This window comes from Natronosalvus vescus (genome assembly GCF_023973145.1).
In the GTDB taxonomy this organism is placed as follows: Archaea; Halobacteriota; Halobacteria; order Halobacteriales; family Natrialbaceae; genus Natronosalvus; species Natronosalvus vescus.
The window spans coordinates 589,201-607,407 of the sequence record NZ_CP099546.1; the positions used below are offsets into that span (position 1 = coordinate 589,201).

General features: G+C 63.9%; 15 protein-coding genes. 12 read left to right on the top strand and 3 right to left on the bottom strand.

What is annotated here, in order from left to right; genetic code table 11:
• Positions 1 to 76: 76 nt before the first annotated feature.
• The 6 genes from acs (NGM68_RS02715) (at position 77) to NGM68_RS02740 (ending at position 9,211) form a co-directional block, all read left to right on the top strand.
• Positions 77 to 2,035 (top strand): acetate--CoA ligase, encoded by a 1,959-nt coding sequence (gene acs, locus NGM68_RS02715; RefSeq protein ID WP_252700113.1) that lies wholly within the window; start codon positions 77 to 79, stop codon positions 2,033 to 2,035.
• A gap of 134 nt (positions 2,036 to 2,169) precedes the next feature.
• Entirely contained in the window at positions 2,170 to 4,185 is a 2,016-nt protein-coding gene (locus NGM68_RS02720; protein WP_252700114.1) for a bacterio-opsin activator domain-containing protein, read from the top strand.
• A 384-nt stretch (positions 4,186 to 4,569) separates the two neighbouring features.
• A complete protein-coding gene (gene acs, locus NGM68_RS02725) occupies positions 4,570 to 6,543 on the top strand; it encodes an acetate--CoA ligase (protein ID WP_252700115.1) in 1,974 nt (657 codons plus the stop codon).
• A gap of 57 nt (positions 6,544 to 6,600) precedes the next feature.
• Positions 6,601 to 7,020: a DUF4212 domain-containing protein gene (locus NGM68_RS02730; protein ID WP_252700116.1), complete on the top strand. Its 420-nt coding sequence runs from the start codon at positions 6,601 to 6,603 to the stop codon at positions 7,018 to 7,020.
• Complete coding sequence (locus NGM68_RS02735; RefSeq protein WP_252700117.1) at positions 7,020 to 8,750, top strand: solute symporter family protein; 1,731 nt, start codon at positions 7,020 to 7,022, stop codon at positions 8,748 to 8,750. The genes NGM68_RS02730 and NGM68_RS02735 overlap by 1 nt, the downstream gene beginning before the upstream one ends.
• Before the next feature lie 2 nt (positions 8,751 to 8,752).
• Positions 8,753 to 9,211 carry a universal stress protein gene (locus NGM68_RS02740; protein ID WP_252700118.1) on the top strand — a complete coding sequence of 153 codons (459 nt, stop codon included), beginning with the start codon at positions 8,753 to 8,755 and terminating at the stop codon, positions 9,209 to 9,211.
• A gap of 188 nt (positions 9,212 to 9,399) precedes the next feature.
• Here NGM68_RS02740 and NGM68_RS02745 read toward each other — a convergent pair whose 3' ends face one another.
• Positions 9,400 to 9,612, bottom strand: a complete 213-nt coding sequence (locus tag NGM68_RS02745) for a DUF8119 family protein (protein WP_252700119.1) — start codon at positions 9,610 to 9,612, stop codon at positions 9,400 to 9,402.
• A gap of 202 nt (positions 9,613 to 9,814) precedes the next feature.
• Positions 9,815 to 10,288 (bottom strand): cupin domain-containing protein, encoded by a 474-nt coding sequence (locus tag NGM68_RS02750; protein ID WP_252700120.1) that lies wholly within the window; start codon positions 10,286 to 10,288, stop codon positions 9,815 to 9,817.
• 129 nt (positions 10,289 to 10,417) lie between these two features.
• On the opposite strand from NGM68_RS02750, the gene NGM68_RS02755 reads away from it, so the two are divergent.
• Positions 10,418 to 11,251 (top strand): YihY/virulence factor BrkB family protein, encoded by an 834-nt coding sequence (locus NGM68_RS02755; RefSeq protein ID WP_252700121.1) that lies wholly within the window; start codon positions 10,418 to 10,420, stop codon positions 11,249 to 11,251.
• Positions 11,252 to 11,336: 85 nt separating this feature from the next.
• Here the strand turns inward: NGM68_RS02755 and NGM68_RS02760 are convergent, their stop codons facing one another.
• Complete coding sequence (locus tag NGM68_RS02760) at positions 11,337 to 14,720, bottom strand: PAS domain S-box protein (protein ID WP_252700122.1); 3,384 nt, start codon at positions 14,718 to 14,720, stop codon at positions 11,337 to 11,339.
• Between the two features lie 237 nt (positions 14,721 to 14,957).
• On the opposite strand from NGM68_RS02760, the gene NGM68_RS02765 reads away from it, so the two are divergent.
• The 5 genes from NGM68_RS02765 (at position 14,958) to NGM68_RS02785 (ending at position 18,173) form a co-directional block, all read left to right on the top strand.
• A complete protein-coding gene (locus NGM68_RS02765) occupies positions 14,958 to 15,320 on the top strand; it encodes a DUF7344 domain-containing protein (RefSeq protein ID WP_252700123.1) in 363 nt (120 codons plus the stop codon).
• A gap of 144 nt (positions 15,321 to 15,464) precedes the next feature.
• Complete coding sequence (locus NGM68_RS02770; RefSeq protein ID WP_252700124.1) at positions 15,465 to 16,013, top strand: tRNA (cytidine(56)-2'-O)-methyltransferase; 549 nt, start codon at positions 15,465 to 15,467, stop codon at positions 16,011 to 16,013.
• Positions 16,014 to 16,152: 139 nt separating this feature from the next.
• Positions 16,153 to 16,677, top strand: coding sequence for a transcription factor (locus NGM68_RS02775; protein ID WP_252700125.1), 525 nt, complete (start codon positions 16,153 to 16,155; stop codon positions 16,675 to 16,677).
• Entirely contained in the window at positions 16,677 to 17,375 is a 699-nt protein-coding gene (locus NGM68_RS02780) for a DUF2110 family protein (protein ID WP_252700126.1), read from the top strand. Before NGM68_RS02775 ends, NGM68_RS02780 begins: the two co-directional genes overlap by 1 nt.
• A gap of 15 nt (positions 17,376 to 17,390) precedes the next feature.
• A complete protein-coding gene (locus tag NGM68_RS02785; protein WP_252700127.1) occupies positions 17,391 to 18,173 on the top strand; it encodes a DUF5803 family protein in 783 nt (260 codons plus the stop codon).
• The last annotated feature ends 34 nt before the right edge of the window (positions 18,174 to 18,207 follow it).

Below are 18,207 nucleotides of genomic sequence, written 5' to 3' on the forward strand. Positions count from 1 at the left end.
CCCCTACGGGCGTTTCGGTGTCCCCGCGTGGGCCGACAGAACGTTTATTCCTCCTCGACCGCCTCCTTCAGCTAGAATGGGAGACAGAGCGGCTGTCGACGATGACTCGAGCGTGGACGGACGGCTGTCGCCGCCGCCGTCGTTCGTCGAACAGGCGAACGTCGGTGAGAACCTCCGCGAGGAGTTCGACCGGGAGTGGCCGGCGTGCTGGAACCGGGCCGGGGAGTGTCTCAGCTGGGAGACGCCCGCCGACTCGGTGCTCGACGATTCGGAACCGCCGTTTTATCGCTGGTTCCCCGGGGGACAGCTCAACGCCGCCTACAACTGCGTCGACCGACACCTCGAGTCCGGCCGAAAGAACCACGCGGCAATCCGCTGGGAGGGCAAAGACGGCGAACGCCGAACCTACACCTACCAGGAACTGTTCGTCGAGGTCAACGAGTGTGCGGCGGCCCTCCGCGACCTCGGGGTCGAGGAAGACGACGTCGTGACGATCTATCTCCCGATGATCCCCGAGTTGCCGATCGCGATGCTCGCGTGTGCGCGCATCGGCGCCCCTCACTCGGTCGTGTTCGCCGGGCTCTCGGCGGCCGCGCTCGCGACCCGGATGGACGCCGCCGAGAGCGACTTTCTGCTCACCTGCGACGGCTACTACCGCCGGGGTGACGCCTTCAACCAGAAACGCAAGGCGGACAACGCCGTCCTCTCCGTCGACGCCGACGTGACGACGGTCGTCGTCGACCGTCTGGGCGAGGAACTCACACACGTCCTCGGCTCGAACGAACACGATTACGACGACCTGCTCGAGACCCACGCCGGGGCGACGGTCGACCCGGTCACTCGCGACGCCGAGGACATGCTGTTCCTGATGTACACCTCGGGAACGACCGGCGAGCCGAAAGGGGTAGTACACTCGACTGGCGGCTACCTCGCCTACGCCGCCTGGACCACACGAACCGTCCTGGACGTCAAGCCCAAGGACACCTACTGGTGTGCGGCCGACATCGGCTGGATCACCGGCCACTCCTACATCGTCTACGGCCCGCTCGCACTCGGGACGACGACGGTGATGTACGAGGGTACGCCTGATTACCCGGACCGCGACCGCCTCTGGGAGCTCGTCGAACGGATGGCCGTGGACGTCTTCTACACCGCACCGACGGCAGTTCGGGCGTTCATGAAGTGGGGGACGGCGTACCCCGAGGCGCACGACCTCTCGAGTCTCCGCCTGCTCGGAACCGTCGGCGAGCCGATCAACCCGCGGGCGTGGCACTGGTATCACGAGCACATCGGCGGCGGGGAGTGCCCGATCGTCGACACCTGGTGGCAAACCGAAACCGGCGGGATCGCGATTTCGACGGTGCCGGGCGTCGACGATATGAAACCCGGCGCGGCTGGGAAGCCACTGCCCGGGATCGAGGTCGACCTGCTCGCCTCGGATGGAACGCCCGTCGATTCCGGCGAAACGGGCTACCTGACGCTCTCCCGACCGTGGCCGGGGATGGCGAAAACGCTGTACGACGGTGACGACCGCCACCTCGAGGAGTACTGGCAGCAGTTTTCAGACCCTGACGCCGGTCGCTGGCGATACGCGAGCGGGGACGCCGCCCGGATGGACGAGGACGGCTACCTGACGATTCTCGGTCGCGTCGACGACGTCATCAACATCTCCGGCCGGCGCTTCAGCACGATGGAGATCGAGTCGGCCATCGTCGGCGTCGAGGGCGTCGCCGAAGCCGCCGTCGTCGGCGGCCCCGACGGCTCGGACGTCTACGCCTACGTGAGCACCGAAAGGGGAACCGAACCGGGTGCGGAACTCGAGGAACGAGTCCTCGCGGGCGTCGAACGGGCGATCGGTTCGATCGCGCAACCGGGAACGATCGTCTTCACGCCCGAATTGCCGAAGACGCGGTCGGGCAAGATCATGCGTCGGTTGCTCGAGGACGTGACGAACGGGGAGCCGCTCGGTGATACGAGCGCGTTACGGAATCCGGAGATCGTCGGCGAAATCCAATCGACGGTCCGTGACCAGTAGGTTTCGCAAACTCGACTCAAACGAAATATGTCCCCCTGCTTCGATACCGAGTTCCATCGTTCAAGACCAAAGACGATATGATATCGATCGCTCAATGGATATGCTTTTATTCGTAATAATTGAAACAGCGAACCATGTCCGGTGGCAACGCTGAATCGGTGGCCCTGACCCCGAGACAGTACGAGGGAATCCTCAACGCCGCCGACACCTATCGCGAGGCCCTCGTCGTTCGTCTCTGTGGCGAGGTGGGGCTCCGACCCGTGGAACTCGCTCGCTTGCGCCCCGGCGACGTCCGCCAGCTTCGAGACGATCCGCCGCGGTACGGACTCGCCGTCAGGGACGGCTCACAGGCTAACCGCGGGAAGAGCGGCGCTGACGTCGACGACAACGACGGCGACAGCACCGACGACCTGGGTTCCGAGACGACCGCTCGAATCGACCGAATCGCCTTCCTCCCGACCCACGTCGAACGCGACCTCCGGCGGTACGCAACCAGCAACGGCATCGACGAGGGCGATCGGCTCGTTCCCGTGACGGCCCGTCGTTTGCAGATGCTCGTAGCCGAGGTCACGACCCGGGCCGGCGAGGTGATCGACGATCCGATGGTCGCGTCGACCTCCTCGAGCGACCTCCGTCGGTACTTCGCCCACCGTGCGCTCGTCGCCCACGACGTGAATCCGCGGGCGGTGAAAGCCGCCGGCGGCTGGCACAGCTTCGAGGCGCTCGAGCCCTACCTGCCGGAACCGTCGCCGGACGAACTGGTCGAGGCGTTCGAACCGCTCGAGCGGCCAGTTGGGGGAACGGCCGCCCATCGACACCGTCACGTGGAAGCGCCACAGCCACGGCTCGAGGCGACTGACGGAGATAACGTGGAGGCAGGATCCGCCGTCGAACGTCGTCACCCCGACCCCGAAACACAGCAGGCGGTCACGGCGGCGCTGCTCGAGGCGTCGACCCACGAGGCGATCGAGGAAGCGGTCTGTGCGGCGCTCCTCGAGGGACGCGCCTACGAGTTCGCCTGGTTCGATCGAACGGCCGTCGCCGGGAACCGACGTACGTGGCGGGTCGCAGACGACCGACGATCTGCGCTGGTCGAGCAGGTGACGACGGCGCTCGAGGCGGTTGATAGGGTTCAATCTACCGACTCGGTGCAAACGGTGGATGTAGCGTACCCGGCGAATTTGGATGGTGACATCGATGCCGACATCGGCGACGCCGACGGCGACGGTGATGGCGGTGATACTGTCACCATTCACGAGAACGTCGTCGAGAGCGACGTCTTCGAGGGTCCCGTCGCGACGGTTCCGATTCGTTACGGGGACACCGTCTACGGCACGCTCGGCCTCGGCGCACATCGATCGGACGCGTTCGACGACCGGGAGCGAGCGTGGCTCGAGACCGTCGGTCGGCAGATCGGCCACGCCATCGCGGCCGTCCGGCGGCGCAACCTCTTGCTCTCCGATGCCGTCGTCGAACTCGAGTTCGTCTGTCGCGACGAGGGCTCGTTTTTCGTCGACGCCGCCGGCCGACTCGACTGCCGGTTCGAACTCGATTCGCTCATCCCCGTCGAGGAGCACACGCAACTGTACTACGTCACCGTGACCGGCGCTGGACCGGCGGCGGTGTTCGACCTCGTCGAGACCGATCCCGGCATCGACGACTGTCGCGTTATCGAGACCTACGAGGGCGGTAGCCGGCTCGAGTTCGTCGTCGAGGGCTCATCGCCGACGCTGACGCTGATGGAGTACGGCGTGACGGTTCTCGAGTCGGTCACCGATGGGGGTGCGACGACGATCACCGCCGAGTGTGCGAGCGATACCGATATCCGAACGGTCGTCGACGGCTTGCGCTCGTCGTTTCCGGGGTCGGAACTCGTCGGCAAACGCACCGTCGAACGATCAGTACAGACGGCCCGTGAGTTCCAGCACGACCTGCACAACCGCCTCACTGACCGCCAGGAAGCGGCGCTCCGGGCGGCGTACTCTGGTGGGTACTACGACTGGCCCCGGGAGAGTACGGCCGAGGAAATCGCCGACGCGATGGGCATCTCCTCGCCGACGCTTCACAACCACCTTAGAAAGGGTCAACACGAACTCCTGCGGACGTTTTTCGATGCCTCGACCGTTGATGGCGATGCGAGGGACAGATAGGTCGTCGCGTCCCGCCGGTCACCGCACGTGTCGGTGAACGCGCCAGGCCGTCTGTGTGACCGCGGCAGTACAGTGGTACACCGTTTACTGTTCCCTCCAAGAGCGTGTGGTCGCTCGAAGCGGCCAACGCTCTTCGTGACACCAGCCGATGACTAACCATCTAGACTCACGCTCATTGGCAACTGATATCGGCCGAAAACCCATCAGATCAGTGCGGTTTTCTCGCCGATTCGGTCGGAAAACGTGACAGTCATCGACACCAAACAATTTTGTGCAGTTAAACCGAGTGTGGAACAATGGTTGAACTGATTTCACTCGAGGACTCGATTTAGTACAGTTAGATCCTGTATTTATCCCCGTTATCTCACAGTGTTGGAGTGTACCATGGCACAGGAAGAACCCGAACTCGAGGCGCGGCTAGCTGCGGGCGAAACGTACGAACCGCCGGCATCGTTCGTTGAGCAGGCGAACGTGAACGATCCCGGCATTTACGACGATTTCGAGGAGAACTGGCCCGACTGCTGGGAGCAGGCGGCCGATCTCGTCAGCTGGTTCGACGAGTACGACACGGTGCTCGAGGACGACGATGCGCCGTTTTACCGCTGGTTCACCGGTGGGACGCTCAACGCCTCCTATAATTGTCTCGACCGCCACGTCGAAGACGGCGCGAAAAATCGTGCGGCGATCAAGTGGGAGGGCGAACTCGGCGAGACGCGCACTTACACCTACGGCGACCTGCTGAACGAGGTGGAGGCGTTCGCCGCCGCCCTTCTGGATCTCGGCGTCGAGGAAGACGACGTCGTCACGCTGTACATGCCGATGATTCCCGAGTTGCCGATCGCGATGCTCGCGTGTGCGCGCATCGGGGCGCCCCACTCGGTCGTCTTCGCCGGCTTCTCCGCGGACGCGCTCGCGACCCGGATGAACGCGGCCGAGAGCGAGTACCTTGTCACCTGCGACGGTTACTACCGCCGGGGTGACGCCCTCGATCACCTCACGAAAGCCAACGAGGGCCTCGAGGGCGTCGACCACGCCGTCGACACCGTGGTCGTCGACCGCCTGGGCGAGACACGTTCCCACTCGCTGACCGATCACCAGCACGACTACGATGCACTCGTCAGCGATAACGCGGGAGCCACCGTCGAGCCGGTCGAGCGAGACGCCGAGGACATGCTGTTCCTGATGTACACCTCGGGAACGACGGGCCAGCCCAAAGGGGTCAAACACACCACGGGTGGCTACCTCTCGTATGCGGCGTGGACGTCTCACGCCGTCCTGGACGTGAAACCCGAGGACACCTACTGGTGTGCGGCCGACATCGGCTGGATCACCGGCCACTCCTACATCGTCTACGGGCCGCTCACGCTGGGCACGACGACGATGATGTACGAGGGAACTCCCGACTATCCCGACAAAGACCGACTGTGGGAACTTATCGAGAAGAACACGGTCGACATCTTCTACACCGCGCCGACGGCGATTCGCGCGTTCATGAAGTGGGGCACCGACTACCCTGACGCCCACGACCTCTCGAGTCTCCGCCTGCTCGGAACCGTGGGCGAACCGATCAACCCCAGAGCGTGGACGTGGTACTACGAACACATCGGCAACGAGTCCTGCCCGGTCGTCGACACCTGGTGGCAGACAGAGACCGGCGGGATGATGATCACCACCCTGCCAGGGATCGGCGAGATGAAACCCGGATCGGCCGGCCCGCCCCTTCCGGGTATCGACGCGAAAATCGTCGACGCCGCTGGCGAGGAAGTCGGTGCGGGGAACGCTGGCTACCTCACGGTACAGAAGCCCTGGCCAGGCATGCTCCGGACGCTCTACAACAACGACGACCGCTTCCTGAACGAGTACTGGCAGGAGTACTCCGACGAGGACGCCGACGAGTGGGTCTACTTCCCCGAGGACGGCGCGAAGATCGACGAGGCCGGCTCCATCACCGTGCTCGGGCGGGTCGACGACGTGATCAACGTCTCGGGCCACCGACTGGGAACGATGGAGATCGAGTCCGCCATCGTCGGTGTCGAGGGCGTCGCCGAGGCCGCCGTCGTCGGCGGTGACCACGAGGTGAAAGGCCAGGCCGTCTACGCCTACGTCATCCCCGAGGACGGCTACGAGGGTGGCACAGACCTCGAGAATGCCATCGTCGAGGGCGTCGAGGACAGTATCGGCCCGATCGCCCGCCCCGAGGAGGTGCTGTTCACACCCGAACTGCCGAAGACGCGCTCGGGCAAGATCATGCGTCGCTTGCTCGAGGACATCGCGAGCGGCAACGAACTCGGCAACACGTCGACCCTTCGGAACCCCGATATCGTCGACGAGATTGCCGCACAGGTCGACGGTAACTGAGCGATCACGCGGTTTTCACGAGTCGATTGACGACCCCCAACCCACGTGACACACCCTATGACAGAGAACGACACTCATGATTCGACTGCTGCCGACGACCCGCCGGCCGTCGAACCCGACGGCGGTGTCAGAACGGACGAGTATCTCGACAAGGAAATCAACATCTTCCGCCCGGCGACCCCGTTTATGCGCGATCACCTGAAAGTGATCTGGGGCGCCTTCATCGCCTGGATTCTCGTCGTCTTCGGTCCCGTCACCGGCGCACTGCTGGCACCCGACCTGTTCGCCGACACGACCGTCCTCGGCGGGTTCCCGCTGCACTTCGTGCTGACGGCGATTTTCACCCCGCTCGGAGCGCTGTTGCTCTCGGTTGCCTACGCAATACAGCGCGACCGACTCGACGCGAAATACGACATCTCCCATGACGTCGATTCTCCCGATGCGGACGCCGTCGCCGCCGACGGAGGTGACCACTGATGGCAACCCTGCTGGAGTCGTGGACGCTCGAGGTGCCTGTATCGGTTCTCGAACCGTCGGCACTCGACAGTGCGCTCGAGGTCGTTGCGCTCGAGACCGCCCTCGACGTCGGCGAGTTCAAGCTGATCCCGGCACTGACCGTGGCGGCGATGCTGGCGCTGTTCCTCGGCGTCGGCTACTTCTTCCGGGTCGCCGCCGTCGACGAGCTGTGGGTCGCTGGCCGTTCGATCGGGAGCATCGAGAACGGAATGGCCATCGGCGCCAACTGGATGTCGGCGGCGTCGTATCTCGGTGTCGCGGCTCTGGTCGCCACCGCCGGCTACTTCGGACTGGCGTACGTCGTCGGCTGGACGACTGGCTACTTCATTTTGCTCATCTTCATGGCGGCCCAGTTCCGCCGCTTCGGGAAGTACACCGCACCCGACTTCGTCGGCGACCGGTTCTACTCCGACTGGGCACGCGGCATCGCCGCGTTCACCACCCTCGCCATCGCGTTCACGTACGCGATCGGTCAGGCGAGCGGCATGGGGCTGATGGCCCAGTACATTTTCGGCATCTCCTACGAAGCCGGGGTCATCCTGCTGATGGGCGTTACCATCGGCTACGTCGCCCTCTCGGGGATGCTCGGGACGACGAAAAACATGGCCATCCAGTACGTCATCCTCATCGTCGCGTTCACCGTCGGCCTGTACGCGACGGGGTGGAGTCAGGGCTGGTCGACCGTCCTTCCGTACCTCGAGTTCGGCTCCGAGGTGGCCGAGGCCGCGAGTATCGAGGAACAGTTCGTCGAACCGTTCGCGAACGCGGGCTACTACGCCTGGATCGCGCTGGCGTTCAGTTTGATCGTCGGTACCTGCGGTCTCCCCCACGTCCTCGTTCGGTTCTACACGGTGGACAACGAGCGGACGGCCCGCTGGTCGACCGTCTGGGGGCTGTTCTTCATCTGCCTGCTCTACTGGGGAACAGCCACCTACGCGGCGTGGGGCGGCCTCCTGTACGACCGTGAGGTGACAGACGGCGGCGGCTTCGCTGGCGAGGGCGGGATGTCCGGCGCTGAAGCCGACGCGCTGGTCGTGCTCACGACCCAGCTCGCCGACCTCCCGACCTGGCTCGTCGGTCTTGTCGCGGCCGGTGCCGTCGCCGCAGCACTGGCGACGACCGCCGGGTTGTTCATTTCGGCGTCCTCGGCCGCCGCTCACGACATCTACACGAACCTCTACAAGGAGGACGCGACCCAGCGCGAACAGATGATCGTCGGCCGCGCCACGATCCTGGGCATCGGTGTGCTCGTCACGCTCATCGGGCTCAATCCACCGGCGCTCATCGGCGAACTGGTCGCGATGTCCTTCGCCATCGCGGGCACCGTCTTCTTCCCCGTGTTCTTCCTCGGACTCTGGTGGGAGAACACGACTCGAGAGGGAGCCCTCGCCGGGATGGTAACGGGAATCACCATCTCCTTCGGGGCGATCCTGAACGACACGGCCATCCCGATGTACACCGGGTACGAGGAGGCCGTGATCCCTGCACTCGCTACCTGGCTCCCCGGAACGTCCTCGGCGCTGGTGGGCGTGCCAGTGGTCTTCGCCGCCATTATCGTCGTCTCCATCGTCACGGAGAACCCGCCACGGCAGGTCAAGCGCCTCGTCCGCCAGTGTCACAGCCCCGAGCCGATGCACCGCATGGAATCAGCCGAAGACGCCGCCAGCGGCGGCACACCCGCAGACGACTAACGATGTACGACACCATCCTCATCCCGACCGACGGTAGCGACGTAGCCGAACACGCCATCGAACACGGCCTCGATATCGCCTCGAGATACGAGGCAGACGTCCACGCGCTGTACGTCGTCGACACCACGGCGATGGACATTTCGCTGGGCACCGAACAGGTCGAGCGGATCCGGCGGGGCAAGTTCGGGGAGATGCCCGAGGTTCGCGAGCGAGCGGAGCGCGCCACGGGGACGGTTGCCGAGATGGGGCGCGAACGGGACGTTGCAGTCACGGAAGCGGTCGTCGCCGGCCAGCCCCACCGCCAGATTGCCAGTTACGCCGCCGATCACGACGTCGACCTGATCGTGATGGGGTCGGCCGGCCGTGGGGGCATCAAACGCGCCCTGCTCGGCAGCGTCGCCGAGCGAACCCTCCGGACGACCCACCGGCCGGTGCTGGTGGTCGACGTCCACGACGAATAGGCTCCAGCGGCAGTGCCAGGGTCTCGAGACCTGACGGTGCCGTCGTGATCGTCCGTTTTCGATTTCGATCCAAAAATACGAAAAGTATAGCCAATAACTACACAAGTTATAGTTCATCGATATTCGTCCCCCGAAATCGTCGTCTGCCCGGGCGGGCAATCAGCGGGAAGTGACGACGACAGACCGTCTCAGTCCTCGGTCGCCGCCTCGAGACTCCACACGAAGCCGAAGTAGGCGACGATGCCCGCGAGCATGAACAGGTAGTACGCGAGGTCGGGCCCCTCGAGGATGCGAAAGAGGAGATCGGCGAGGGTCACCCAGACGACGGCGAAGAGGAGGTCGGTGAGAATCCCCCAGCGCTGGTCGCGGGCGGCTGCGAGTCTGGTTCGGAGGTCGGTCATCGTGTGGTTACCGCCCGCCGTTCGGGCTGTTCAGGCCGTCGAACCTGCTCGAGCCGCCCGGATTGGTCACTCTGCTCGAAGCGTTCGGACTGTTCACGTCCGTGCGCTCGCGTACCTGTGCAACGCATGCTGGGAGGGTTCCGTGGCTGTTCGAAAAAGGGTGTCGACGCTCCGCTCCTTCGTTCCCGTACTCGATACCCGCTTACTCCCAGTACTCGGTATCGTCCTCGATCCGATAGTACCCCTCGAGCGACCGTTCGTCCCGACTGCCCGGCGGTGCGCCGACGTAGACCCCGAACTTGTCATCGTCGGGGTACACCGTCACGTCCGGTTCGGTCATCGTCGACAGCATGAGGTATCGAAGCGTCTCCTCGCCGTCGTTGACGACCCGATGGCCGCCGCGTTCGTCCGCCGGGAAGGCCGCGTAGTCCCCGGACTCGAGCGCTTCGTTCCCGTCGGGCGTCCGGAGGAGGCCGCTTCCGGAGAGCACGTACAGCGCCTCCGCGTTCGCCGTGTGGTAGTGATAGGGCCACGAGCGTTTCCCGGGCGGTAGTTCGTACAGGCTACAGCCCAGCCCCGTCGCCTCGAGCGCCCCCGAGAGTTCCTTGCGCCGAAACGTCGCCTCGCCGTGTTCGTACGTCCGCCACTCGAGTTCCGACTCGTTGACCGTTGGCATGGATTCATTCCTCGTTCGGTGGCCAGGCGGTAAATCCTCGGGTCGAACATAGTGGTACACGCGCTGCATCGTTCTCGTCGTGTGCATCGATCGCCGCGGCTTTTTAACCCGGCCGTTGACGGGACGCGTATGGATCGCTCGAGTGCGCTTTCGTTCGGCCGGGACGTCGTCGCCGTCTCCCGCGAGCGACAGCTTTCGGTCACATCCGCGGGGCTCGCGTATCACGTGTTCAACACGCTCGTCCCGTTCGTGATCCTCCTGCTCGTCGCGGTGACGCTCGTCGACTCACTCGAGGTCGCTCTCGAGTCGCTGGAAGCCGATATCGGACTCGAGGCGACGGGGGCGCTGGAGACTCTCGAGGGCGTGACTGGCGACGGCGCGGGTGACCGCTTGCGCGCCGCCGCAATCGCGCTCGTCGTCTTCCTCTGGAGCACCGTTCGCATGTTTCAGGCGACAAACAGCGCCTTTACGGGCGTGTACGGCTCGCGCAAGCACCAGTCGTTCCTCGAGGGGATCGTCAACACCTCGCTCATCACCGCCACGGTCGTGGTTGCAGTCACGCTGGTCGGCATCGTAGGGGTAGCGCTCTCGATCGTCGTCGACGGGACGTGGTTTGCCCTGGTCAGTCCGTTGGTGCTGTTCGGACTCCTCGTCGTCGCCTTCTTCCCCACGTACTACCTGTTTCCCGAGGCCGACGTCTCCGCGCGAGAGGTGCTGCCGGGAACGGTGTTCGCGGCAGTTACCTGGACGATTCTCGCGGTCGGCTTTCGGTTCTACGTGGTCACCGCCGACAGCGTCGCCTTGTTCGGTATCGCCGGGGCTGTACTCCTGTTGCTTACGTGGGTCTACCTCGGCGCGCTCTGTGTCCTCGTGGGCGTCGTCGGCAACGCCGTCCTCGCGGGTCGCGTCGACGTCGATGGGGAGTGGGTGCCGATGGAGGAGCTCTGGTCGCGGTACGTGTGAGCCACCCCGTTCGTGGCCGTCTTCGCGTGCACTCGAGGCGGATTCGTCCTCCCACGCTCGCTCGAACGGGTGCACGCCGTCCGCCTCACCTGTCATCGCTAGCCGTGTTCTCGAACAGCAACTCGAACGCTTTTCGCTCGGCTTTTCGGAGGTGCTGGTGGAACGTCGGCGGTGCCACTCCCATCGATTCGGCGACCGCTTCGCCAGTCGACGTTCGAGGCCACTCGAAGAACCCAGCGTAGTACGCGGCTTCCAGGCAGGCGCGCTGTCGATCGGTGAGGGCTCTGACGAGGTGATGCTGCATTCGCGTTGGATCGTCGCGCGGTCGCGTGACCTGTTTCCGGCGGAGCATCTCCGCCTGTGGGTATTGTTCCGTGATGGCGTCGGTGACGCCCCGAACCTCGGCCGTTGGCGCGAGGTGGATTATCGTCTGGATGTCGCCGTCTTCGATGACGGCCCGTTCGACGTAGCCGCCGAGGGATCCAACGGTCGAAATCACGGGCGGATCGACCATCCGAAGTTCGAACCTGGTCGAATCGTCCGCCGAAAAGGTGGTTACGCCCTTCCAGTGTGGGTGGCGCTCGACGAGGGTACTCAGGGTGTCGGTCGCATCCGGCGTTGCGTTGCCGTAAACGAGGAATTCGCCGTCGCCGAGGGGAACCGTATTCTCGAGCGTGATGGTTCCCTCCATCCCGACCGGCCTGTCGAGGTCAGCAAACGCGTCCTGGATCTGGAACTCGAGTTCGACGAGGTCGTCGCTCAACAGTGCCCGTCGTTGCTCGGCGGCGGCTATCGCGTGGCCGATGATCGTCCCGAGGCGACCGATGATCGCCGTCTCGTCGGCGTCGAACGCGTTCAGTCGGTCGGCGTACACGCCGAGCATGCCATACACGGTTCCCTCGTGAACGATTGGAACCGACGCCATAGCAGTGAATCCGTACTCAGCCGCGGCCTCCCGCCACGGTTCGAACGATGGATCCGAGAAGACGTCCTGGATGGCCTGTGTCTCCTGTTCGCGGATGGCCGTCGCTCCGGGGCCCTCGCTCGTCGGATCGTCCGGATCCATCGAGATCGTAATCTCGTCGACGTAGCCGCGCGTCTCGGCGGTGGCACGCGGTGTGATGGTGTCGGTGGCCGCGTCGACGGCGGCCAGCCACGCGAACTCGTAGGCGTCGGCCGCCGCCAGTGCGTCACAGGCGGCCTGTTCGATCTCCCCCCGAGTCGATTGCTCGATGACGGCGTCCGTGATCTCCCTGCTGACCTCGTTGATGCTGTTGAGCGCCGCGAGTTGTTCGCGCTGGCGCTCGAGTTCGTCTTTGTACTGCGTTCGTTCGGTAACGTTCTGTGACATTCCCAACGCGGCAAAGACATCGCCGTCGTCGTCGCGAACGGGAGTGAAGTTGAACTGGTACGTGTCGTCTCCAATCTCGCTCTCGAACTGTGACCGCTCGCCGTCGAGGGTCGCTTCGTAGTGTGGTATGACGACATTCGCGACCTCTTCGGGGAGCGATTCACGTAGTGAGGTTCCCTCGAGTTCCGCTGCCGTCATATCCGAATCACCCTCTAGCGTCCCACCGAACGCGACGTATCGAAGGCTGGAGTCTACCAGTGCGACGACGCCGTTCGGGAAGTGATCGATGAACGTTTGATAGCGGCGTCTCGACTTCTCGAGTTCGCGCTCGCGCTCGACGCGATCACTGATGTCTCGGACGACGCCGACGTGACCGGTTTCGTCGACCTCGACCGGCAACAGGCCGATACGACTCTCCACGACGAAGGAGGCTCCGTCGGCCCGGTAGAGTTCTTCTTCGAGGACGGCGATGTCCGTATCCCCCAATTCGAGTTCGGTCTGTTTTTCGTTCGCGATTTCGACGAAGTGATCGTCAAACGTTGTTTCCGCGTGGGCACCGAGGAGTTCCTCCCGATCGTATCCCGTCAACGACGCAAACGCATCGTTGACCATCGTGAATCGGCGGTCGCTGTCGAGGACGTAGATTCCCTCGTCGACCGTCTCGAAGATTCGCTCGTATTGCTCTAACGTGCGCTCGCGTTGTTTCTGATCGGTGATTTCGCGGAAGTACACCGAGAGTCCGCTCTCGGACGGGTAAATGGCGTTCGAGAACCACCTGTCGATCGGATCGTAGTAGTCCTCGAAGACGGCCGGTTGCTGGGTGTCCCGCGCCTCGTACAGCGCGCGTTCGAACGGATCGGTGAGAACGACCTCGTCGCGAATGTCTTCGCCGACGGCGGACTCGTCAACCCCCAGGACGCTCGCCGCGTGGTCGTTCAGGTAGCGAAACTGCAGCCGATCGTCGAGCGCGTAGAACCCGTCGGAGATCCGCTCGAACACCTCGTCGAGTTCGGCCTGGAGCTCGTTGCGCTGGCGCTCGAGTCGAAGCTCCATCCGTTTCAGGTCAGTCACGTCTTTCCCGGCAACGATGACTCGTTCGACCGCGCCGTCGTCGTCGAACAGTGGCGCTGCAGTGAGCGACACCCAGTGACGATTGCCGGTCGGATCCGTGTGTTGAACCAGTCGCTCGGTGATCGGCTCCCCGGTTTCGATCACGGTCGGAACCGGGTGCTCCGCCGGCGGAACCGCCTTCCCGTCGGCGTCGTAGACGTTCAAATCCTCGAACGTGACCGTCGGGAGTTCCGGCTCCTCGATTCCCAGTGCGCGTCTCGCCCGGGAGTTCATCCGCTCGAGCGACCCGTCGTCCTCGAAGACTGCAAGCCTGATCGGGGCAGTCTCCAGCAGTCGTTCCGAGAGTTCGCGCTCGCGGTGAACGGTGTCCTCGTGTTGGCGGCGATCGGTCATGTCCCGCGTTACCTTGGTGTACCCCTGCAGCGACCCGTCCGCGTCGCGGATTGCCGTGATGGTGACGTTCGCCCAGAATAGCGAGCCGTCGGCTCGAACACGCCACCCTTCCTCCTGTATCGAGCCGCGTTCGGCGGCCGTGTTCAGGTTCGCCTCGGGAACGCCGTCGTCGCGGTTCGCCTCTGTGTAGAACGTGGCGACGTGTTTTCCGACGATGTCGTCTTTCCCGTAGCCTTTGATCCGTTCGGCACCAGCATTCCAGGTCTGGACGTACCCCTCCGCGTCGAGCAGGAAGATTGCGTACTCCTCGACCGCATCGACCAGTGCCTCGAACTGGACGTGCGCGTCTCGAGGCGACCCCACTCGCGGTTCCCGATCCGTGACGTCAGTACCGGTCGATTCTGGTCGAACCGTCGACTCGCGACCCTGTTCGACACGGGGCGTCGCCGACGGTCGCCACCAGACGCGGGCGTTTGCACCGACTTTTTTGGTTTCGAGCCAACCGTGTTCGACCAGCTGCTCCAGTCGAGCGTAGGTACCTCGATGCCCGAGGTCGTGCGATGCTGCGACGTCCGAGGTCGTGAGCGGTTCGCCACCAACCTCGAACGTCGTGAGCGTTTCCTGGAGGTGGGCAGTCAGCGGTTCCGATCCCATTGGCCTGTATGCAGGCTTCAAGCGTATTAACATTCCGTCGACGGAACTGACGCGGTAGATACGCGTGATGCGGCCGGAGAATCCGTGTTGTGAAGCCCGTTTACCTCGTCTGTATTCGCGTGTTCGAAACCGCACGGACACACCAATCGAACGCACCTAATCACTTCTAGTGTCCCCTTATGCATCTTGAGGGTTATCCCATATATGTATCAACGCTGAACGACTGCCTCCCTTACCATGTCCCATACTCCAGATAACGTGGCCGAAAAACCGTCGAGCGAGTCAGAACTGAGCGCCAGTGACCGGCACGCACTCCTCACGTCGGATCGACGGCGACTGATACTCGACGTCCTCTCGGGGACGACCACCCCGATCGAACTCAAGGAACTCGCTGCTGGAATCGCCGCTCGGGAGGACGGGATCGACGCTACGGACGCGGCGATACGGAACGTACAAATCGACCTCCATCACAACCATCTCCCTTGCTTCGATGCGGCGGGACTCATCGTGTACGACGCCGACGGAACCGTCGTCGACCCGTCACCCCTCGCTGACGTCCGGTTTACCGTCCGGTTCGACGTTGGAGCAGAAGAGTCGTAACCGAGTGCTCCTCGCCTGAGTACGTCGATAGGGACGGCAGCGGTCGATTTTTTGGGTCGGCTCTTTAGTTCGTCACAGCGTCGCGCCTCGCATCGGCGGGGCCAAAACGAAACCACCTAACCTCCGCCACCACTGGGTCGAGCTATGAACGACACCCCCGAGGTCGTCGTCCTCCGTCTCGGTCATCGCCCCGGTCGGGACGAACGGATGACGACGCACGTCGGCCTGACGGCTCGAGCGCTCGGTGCCGACCGCGTGCTCTTCCCCGAGAACGCCGGCCAGTCGCTCGAGACCGTCGCGGACATTACCGACCGATTCGGCGGTCCGTTTGACGTCGACCTCACGGACTCCTCTCGCGGCGTCGTCCGGGACTGGGACGGCGTGGTCGTCCACCTCACGATGTACGGCGAGCGTGTCCAGGACGTGGAAGCCGAAATTCGGGCCGTCCATCTCGAGGATGACGAACCGCTCCTGATCGTCGTCGGCGCGGAGAAGGTTCCGTTCGACGTCTACGAGGAAGCCGACTGGAACGTCGGCGTCACCAACCAGCCCCACTCCGAGGTCGCGGGGCTGGCCGTCTTTTTGGATCGACTGCTCGAGGGTCGGGAACTCGAGCGCGAGTGGACGGATGCCGACCGGCGCGTGGTTCCGATGGAGACCGGGAAGCGGGTGGTGTCGGCGGACGAGGAGTGATCGGTCGGCGGACTGTTCGAGTCGCCCACGGCACTTTCGTCGCCCCTTCGAGCCGTCCGCCTCGATGCCGGCTCCACGTGAGGTAGTGCCCACCACCGAGTAACAAGACTTAATGGCCGTATGCGATTATAACAGGCTAATGGCTTTTGAGGACCTGCTCGAGGATCCGGTCATCCAGAAGTACCTTCACGAGCTCGTCGGTCCAAAGGGGATGCCCGTCGCGGCGGCACCGCCGGACGGGGAGGTTACCGACGAGGAACTCGCGGAGAAGCTGGATCTCGAGCTCAACGACGTGCGGCGAGCGCTGTTCATCCTGTACGAGAACGATCTCGCCACCTATCGTCGCCTCCGCGACGAGGACTCGGGCTGGCTCACCTACCTCTGGACGTTCGAGTACGACAACATCCCCGAGAACCTCGAGGAGGAACTGTACCGGCTCCACGACGCCCTCGAGGATCGCCGGCAGTACGAACAGAACCACGAGTTCTACCTCTGTGAGATCTGTTCGATCCGCTTCGAGTTCGGCGAGGCGATGGACTTCGGCTTCGAGTGCCCCGAGTGTGGGTCGCCAGTGGAGTCGATGGACAACAGCCGGCTCGTCCACGCGATGGACGACCGTCTCGATGCACTCGAGGACGAACTGAACATCGACGTGGAAGGCTAATGGTCGTTCTGGCAACCAAAATCTACGTCGAGGGAGACGCACGCCAGCGCGCGCTCGACTCCCTGCGATCGCTCGTCGACAACGACATCGGCGACCTCGAGGTCGAGTTCGACCTGGGGATCCGCCACGACGACTTCCCCTCCGTGACCATCGAGGGCGAGGACGCCGTCGTCGCCCGCAACGTCCTCCGGGAGGAGTGGGGCGAGATCGTCCCCGACCTCGAGGCCGGGGAGACCTACGTCGGGACGCTCGAGCGCTGGGACGAGGACGGGTTCGTTCTCGATGCGGGCACGGCAGTTCGGATCCCGACCGACCAGCTAGGGCTTGGGCCCGGTTCCCCCGCACAGATCCGTGAGCGGTTCGGGTTAGTCCAGCACCTGCCGATAGAGTTCGTCTACGGCGGCGCTGATGGCGACACCGATGACGGCGAGGATGCCCCCTCTCGCCTCAGCGACGCCGAACGCGACCACCTCTTCGAGTGGTCTCGTGGCGACGGCCGACTGAACGTCAACAGCGCGACACGCGCCGAGGTGCGAGCGACGCTAAACCGCGCCGGCCACGCCCAGGATTACGTCACGGTCGAACGTCTCGGTTTGCTCGAGCAGAGCGTGATCTGCACCGACGACACTGATCCGCCGGGACTGCTCGCGAGTATTGGCTCGTATCTGCCCGCTGAGTTGCGCTGTGTCGTCCCCTGACCCTGACCCGCACCAATGGACGTGAACGTTAACCGCCGCCTCCTCCTCGCAACCGCCGTCGTCGCACTGTTGATGGTGACCGCCGGCTGTTCGATGATCTTCGGGGGCATCTCCGATGAGACGCTCGACGAAGAGCAGGACTACGACGACCTCCGGGATCGGGAGGCGAACGTCACCATCGAGGTTGGCAGCGGTGGCATTATCAGCAGTGGCGAGTTCAGAGCCGTCTACGACCTGAACGATACCGAGGAACTCTCGCTGTACCGGTCGACCTTCTACCGAGAGAACGCTCTCGACATTCGTGCCGTCCGTTACTGGTATCCGAACGGTACGGAACTCACCGGCTCGGAGATCCACGTCGACCAGGGCCGCTCGAGCACCGAGGTACGCGTCCCCGACAGCAACGGGACGCTGGCGTTTACCGGCGACGCGGGCCAGCGAACGTTCTACCTGCCTGCCTTCGTCGACGACTCTTACGAGGTGATCCTTCCGGAGGGGTATCGAACGACGAACTACCTCTTCGGACAGGTGAGTCCAGGCGGGTACGACCGCGAGGTGAGAGACGACCGGGAGCACCTCACCTGGGAGCACACCGGTAGCTCGCTTTCGATTCGGTTTTACCCGAGTCGGGATATTCCAATCTTTATCGGGGTACTCGTCCTGGTCACCACGCTCGGCGGTCTCGGCGTCGCCTACTACTACCGGCAGGTCAAACGGCTCGAAGAACAGCGTAAGGAGATGGGAATCGACGTGGAGATGGATGACGACGACAGGAAGCGACCACCGCCGGGGCGCTGATCGGACGTACCCGCTCTGGATGATGGCTCGCTCT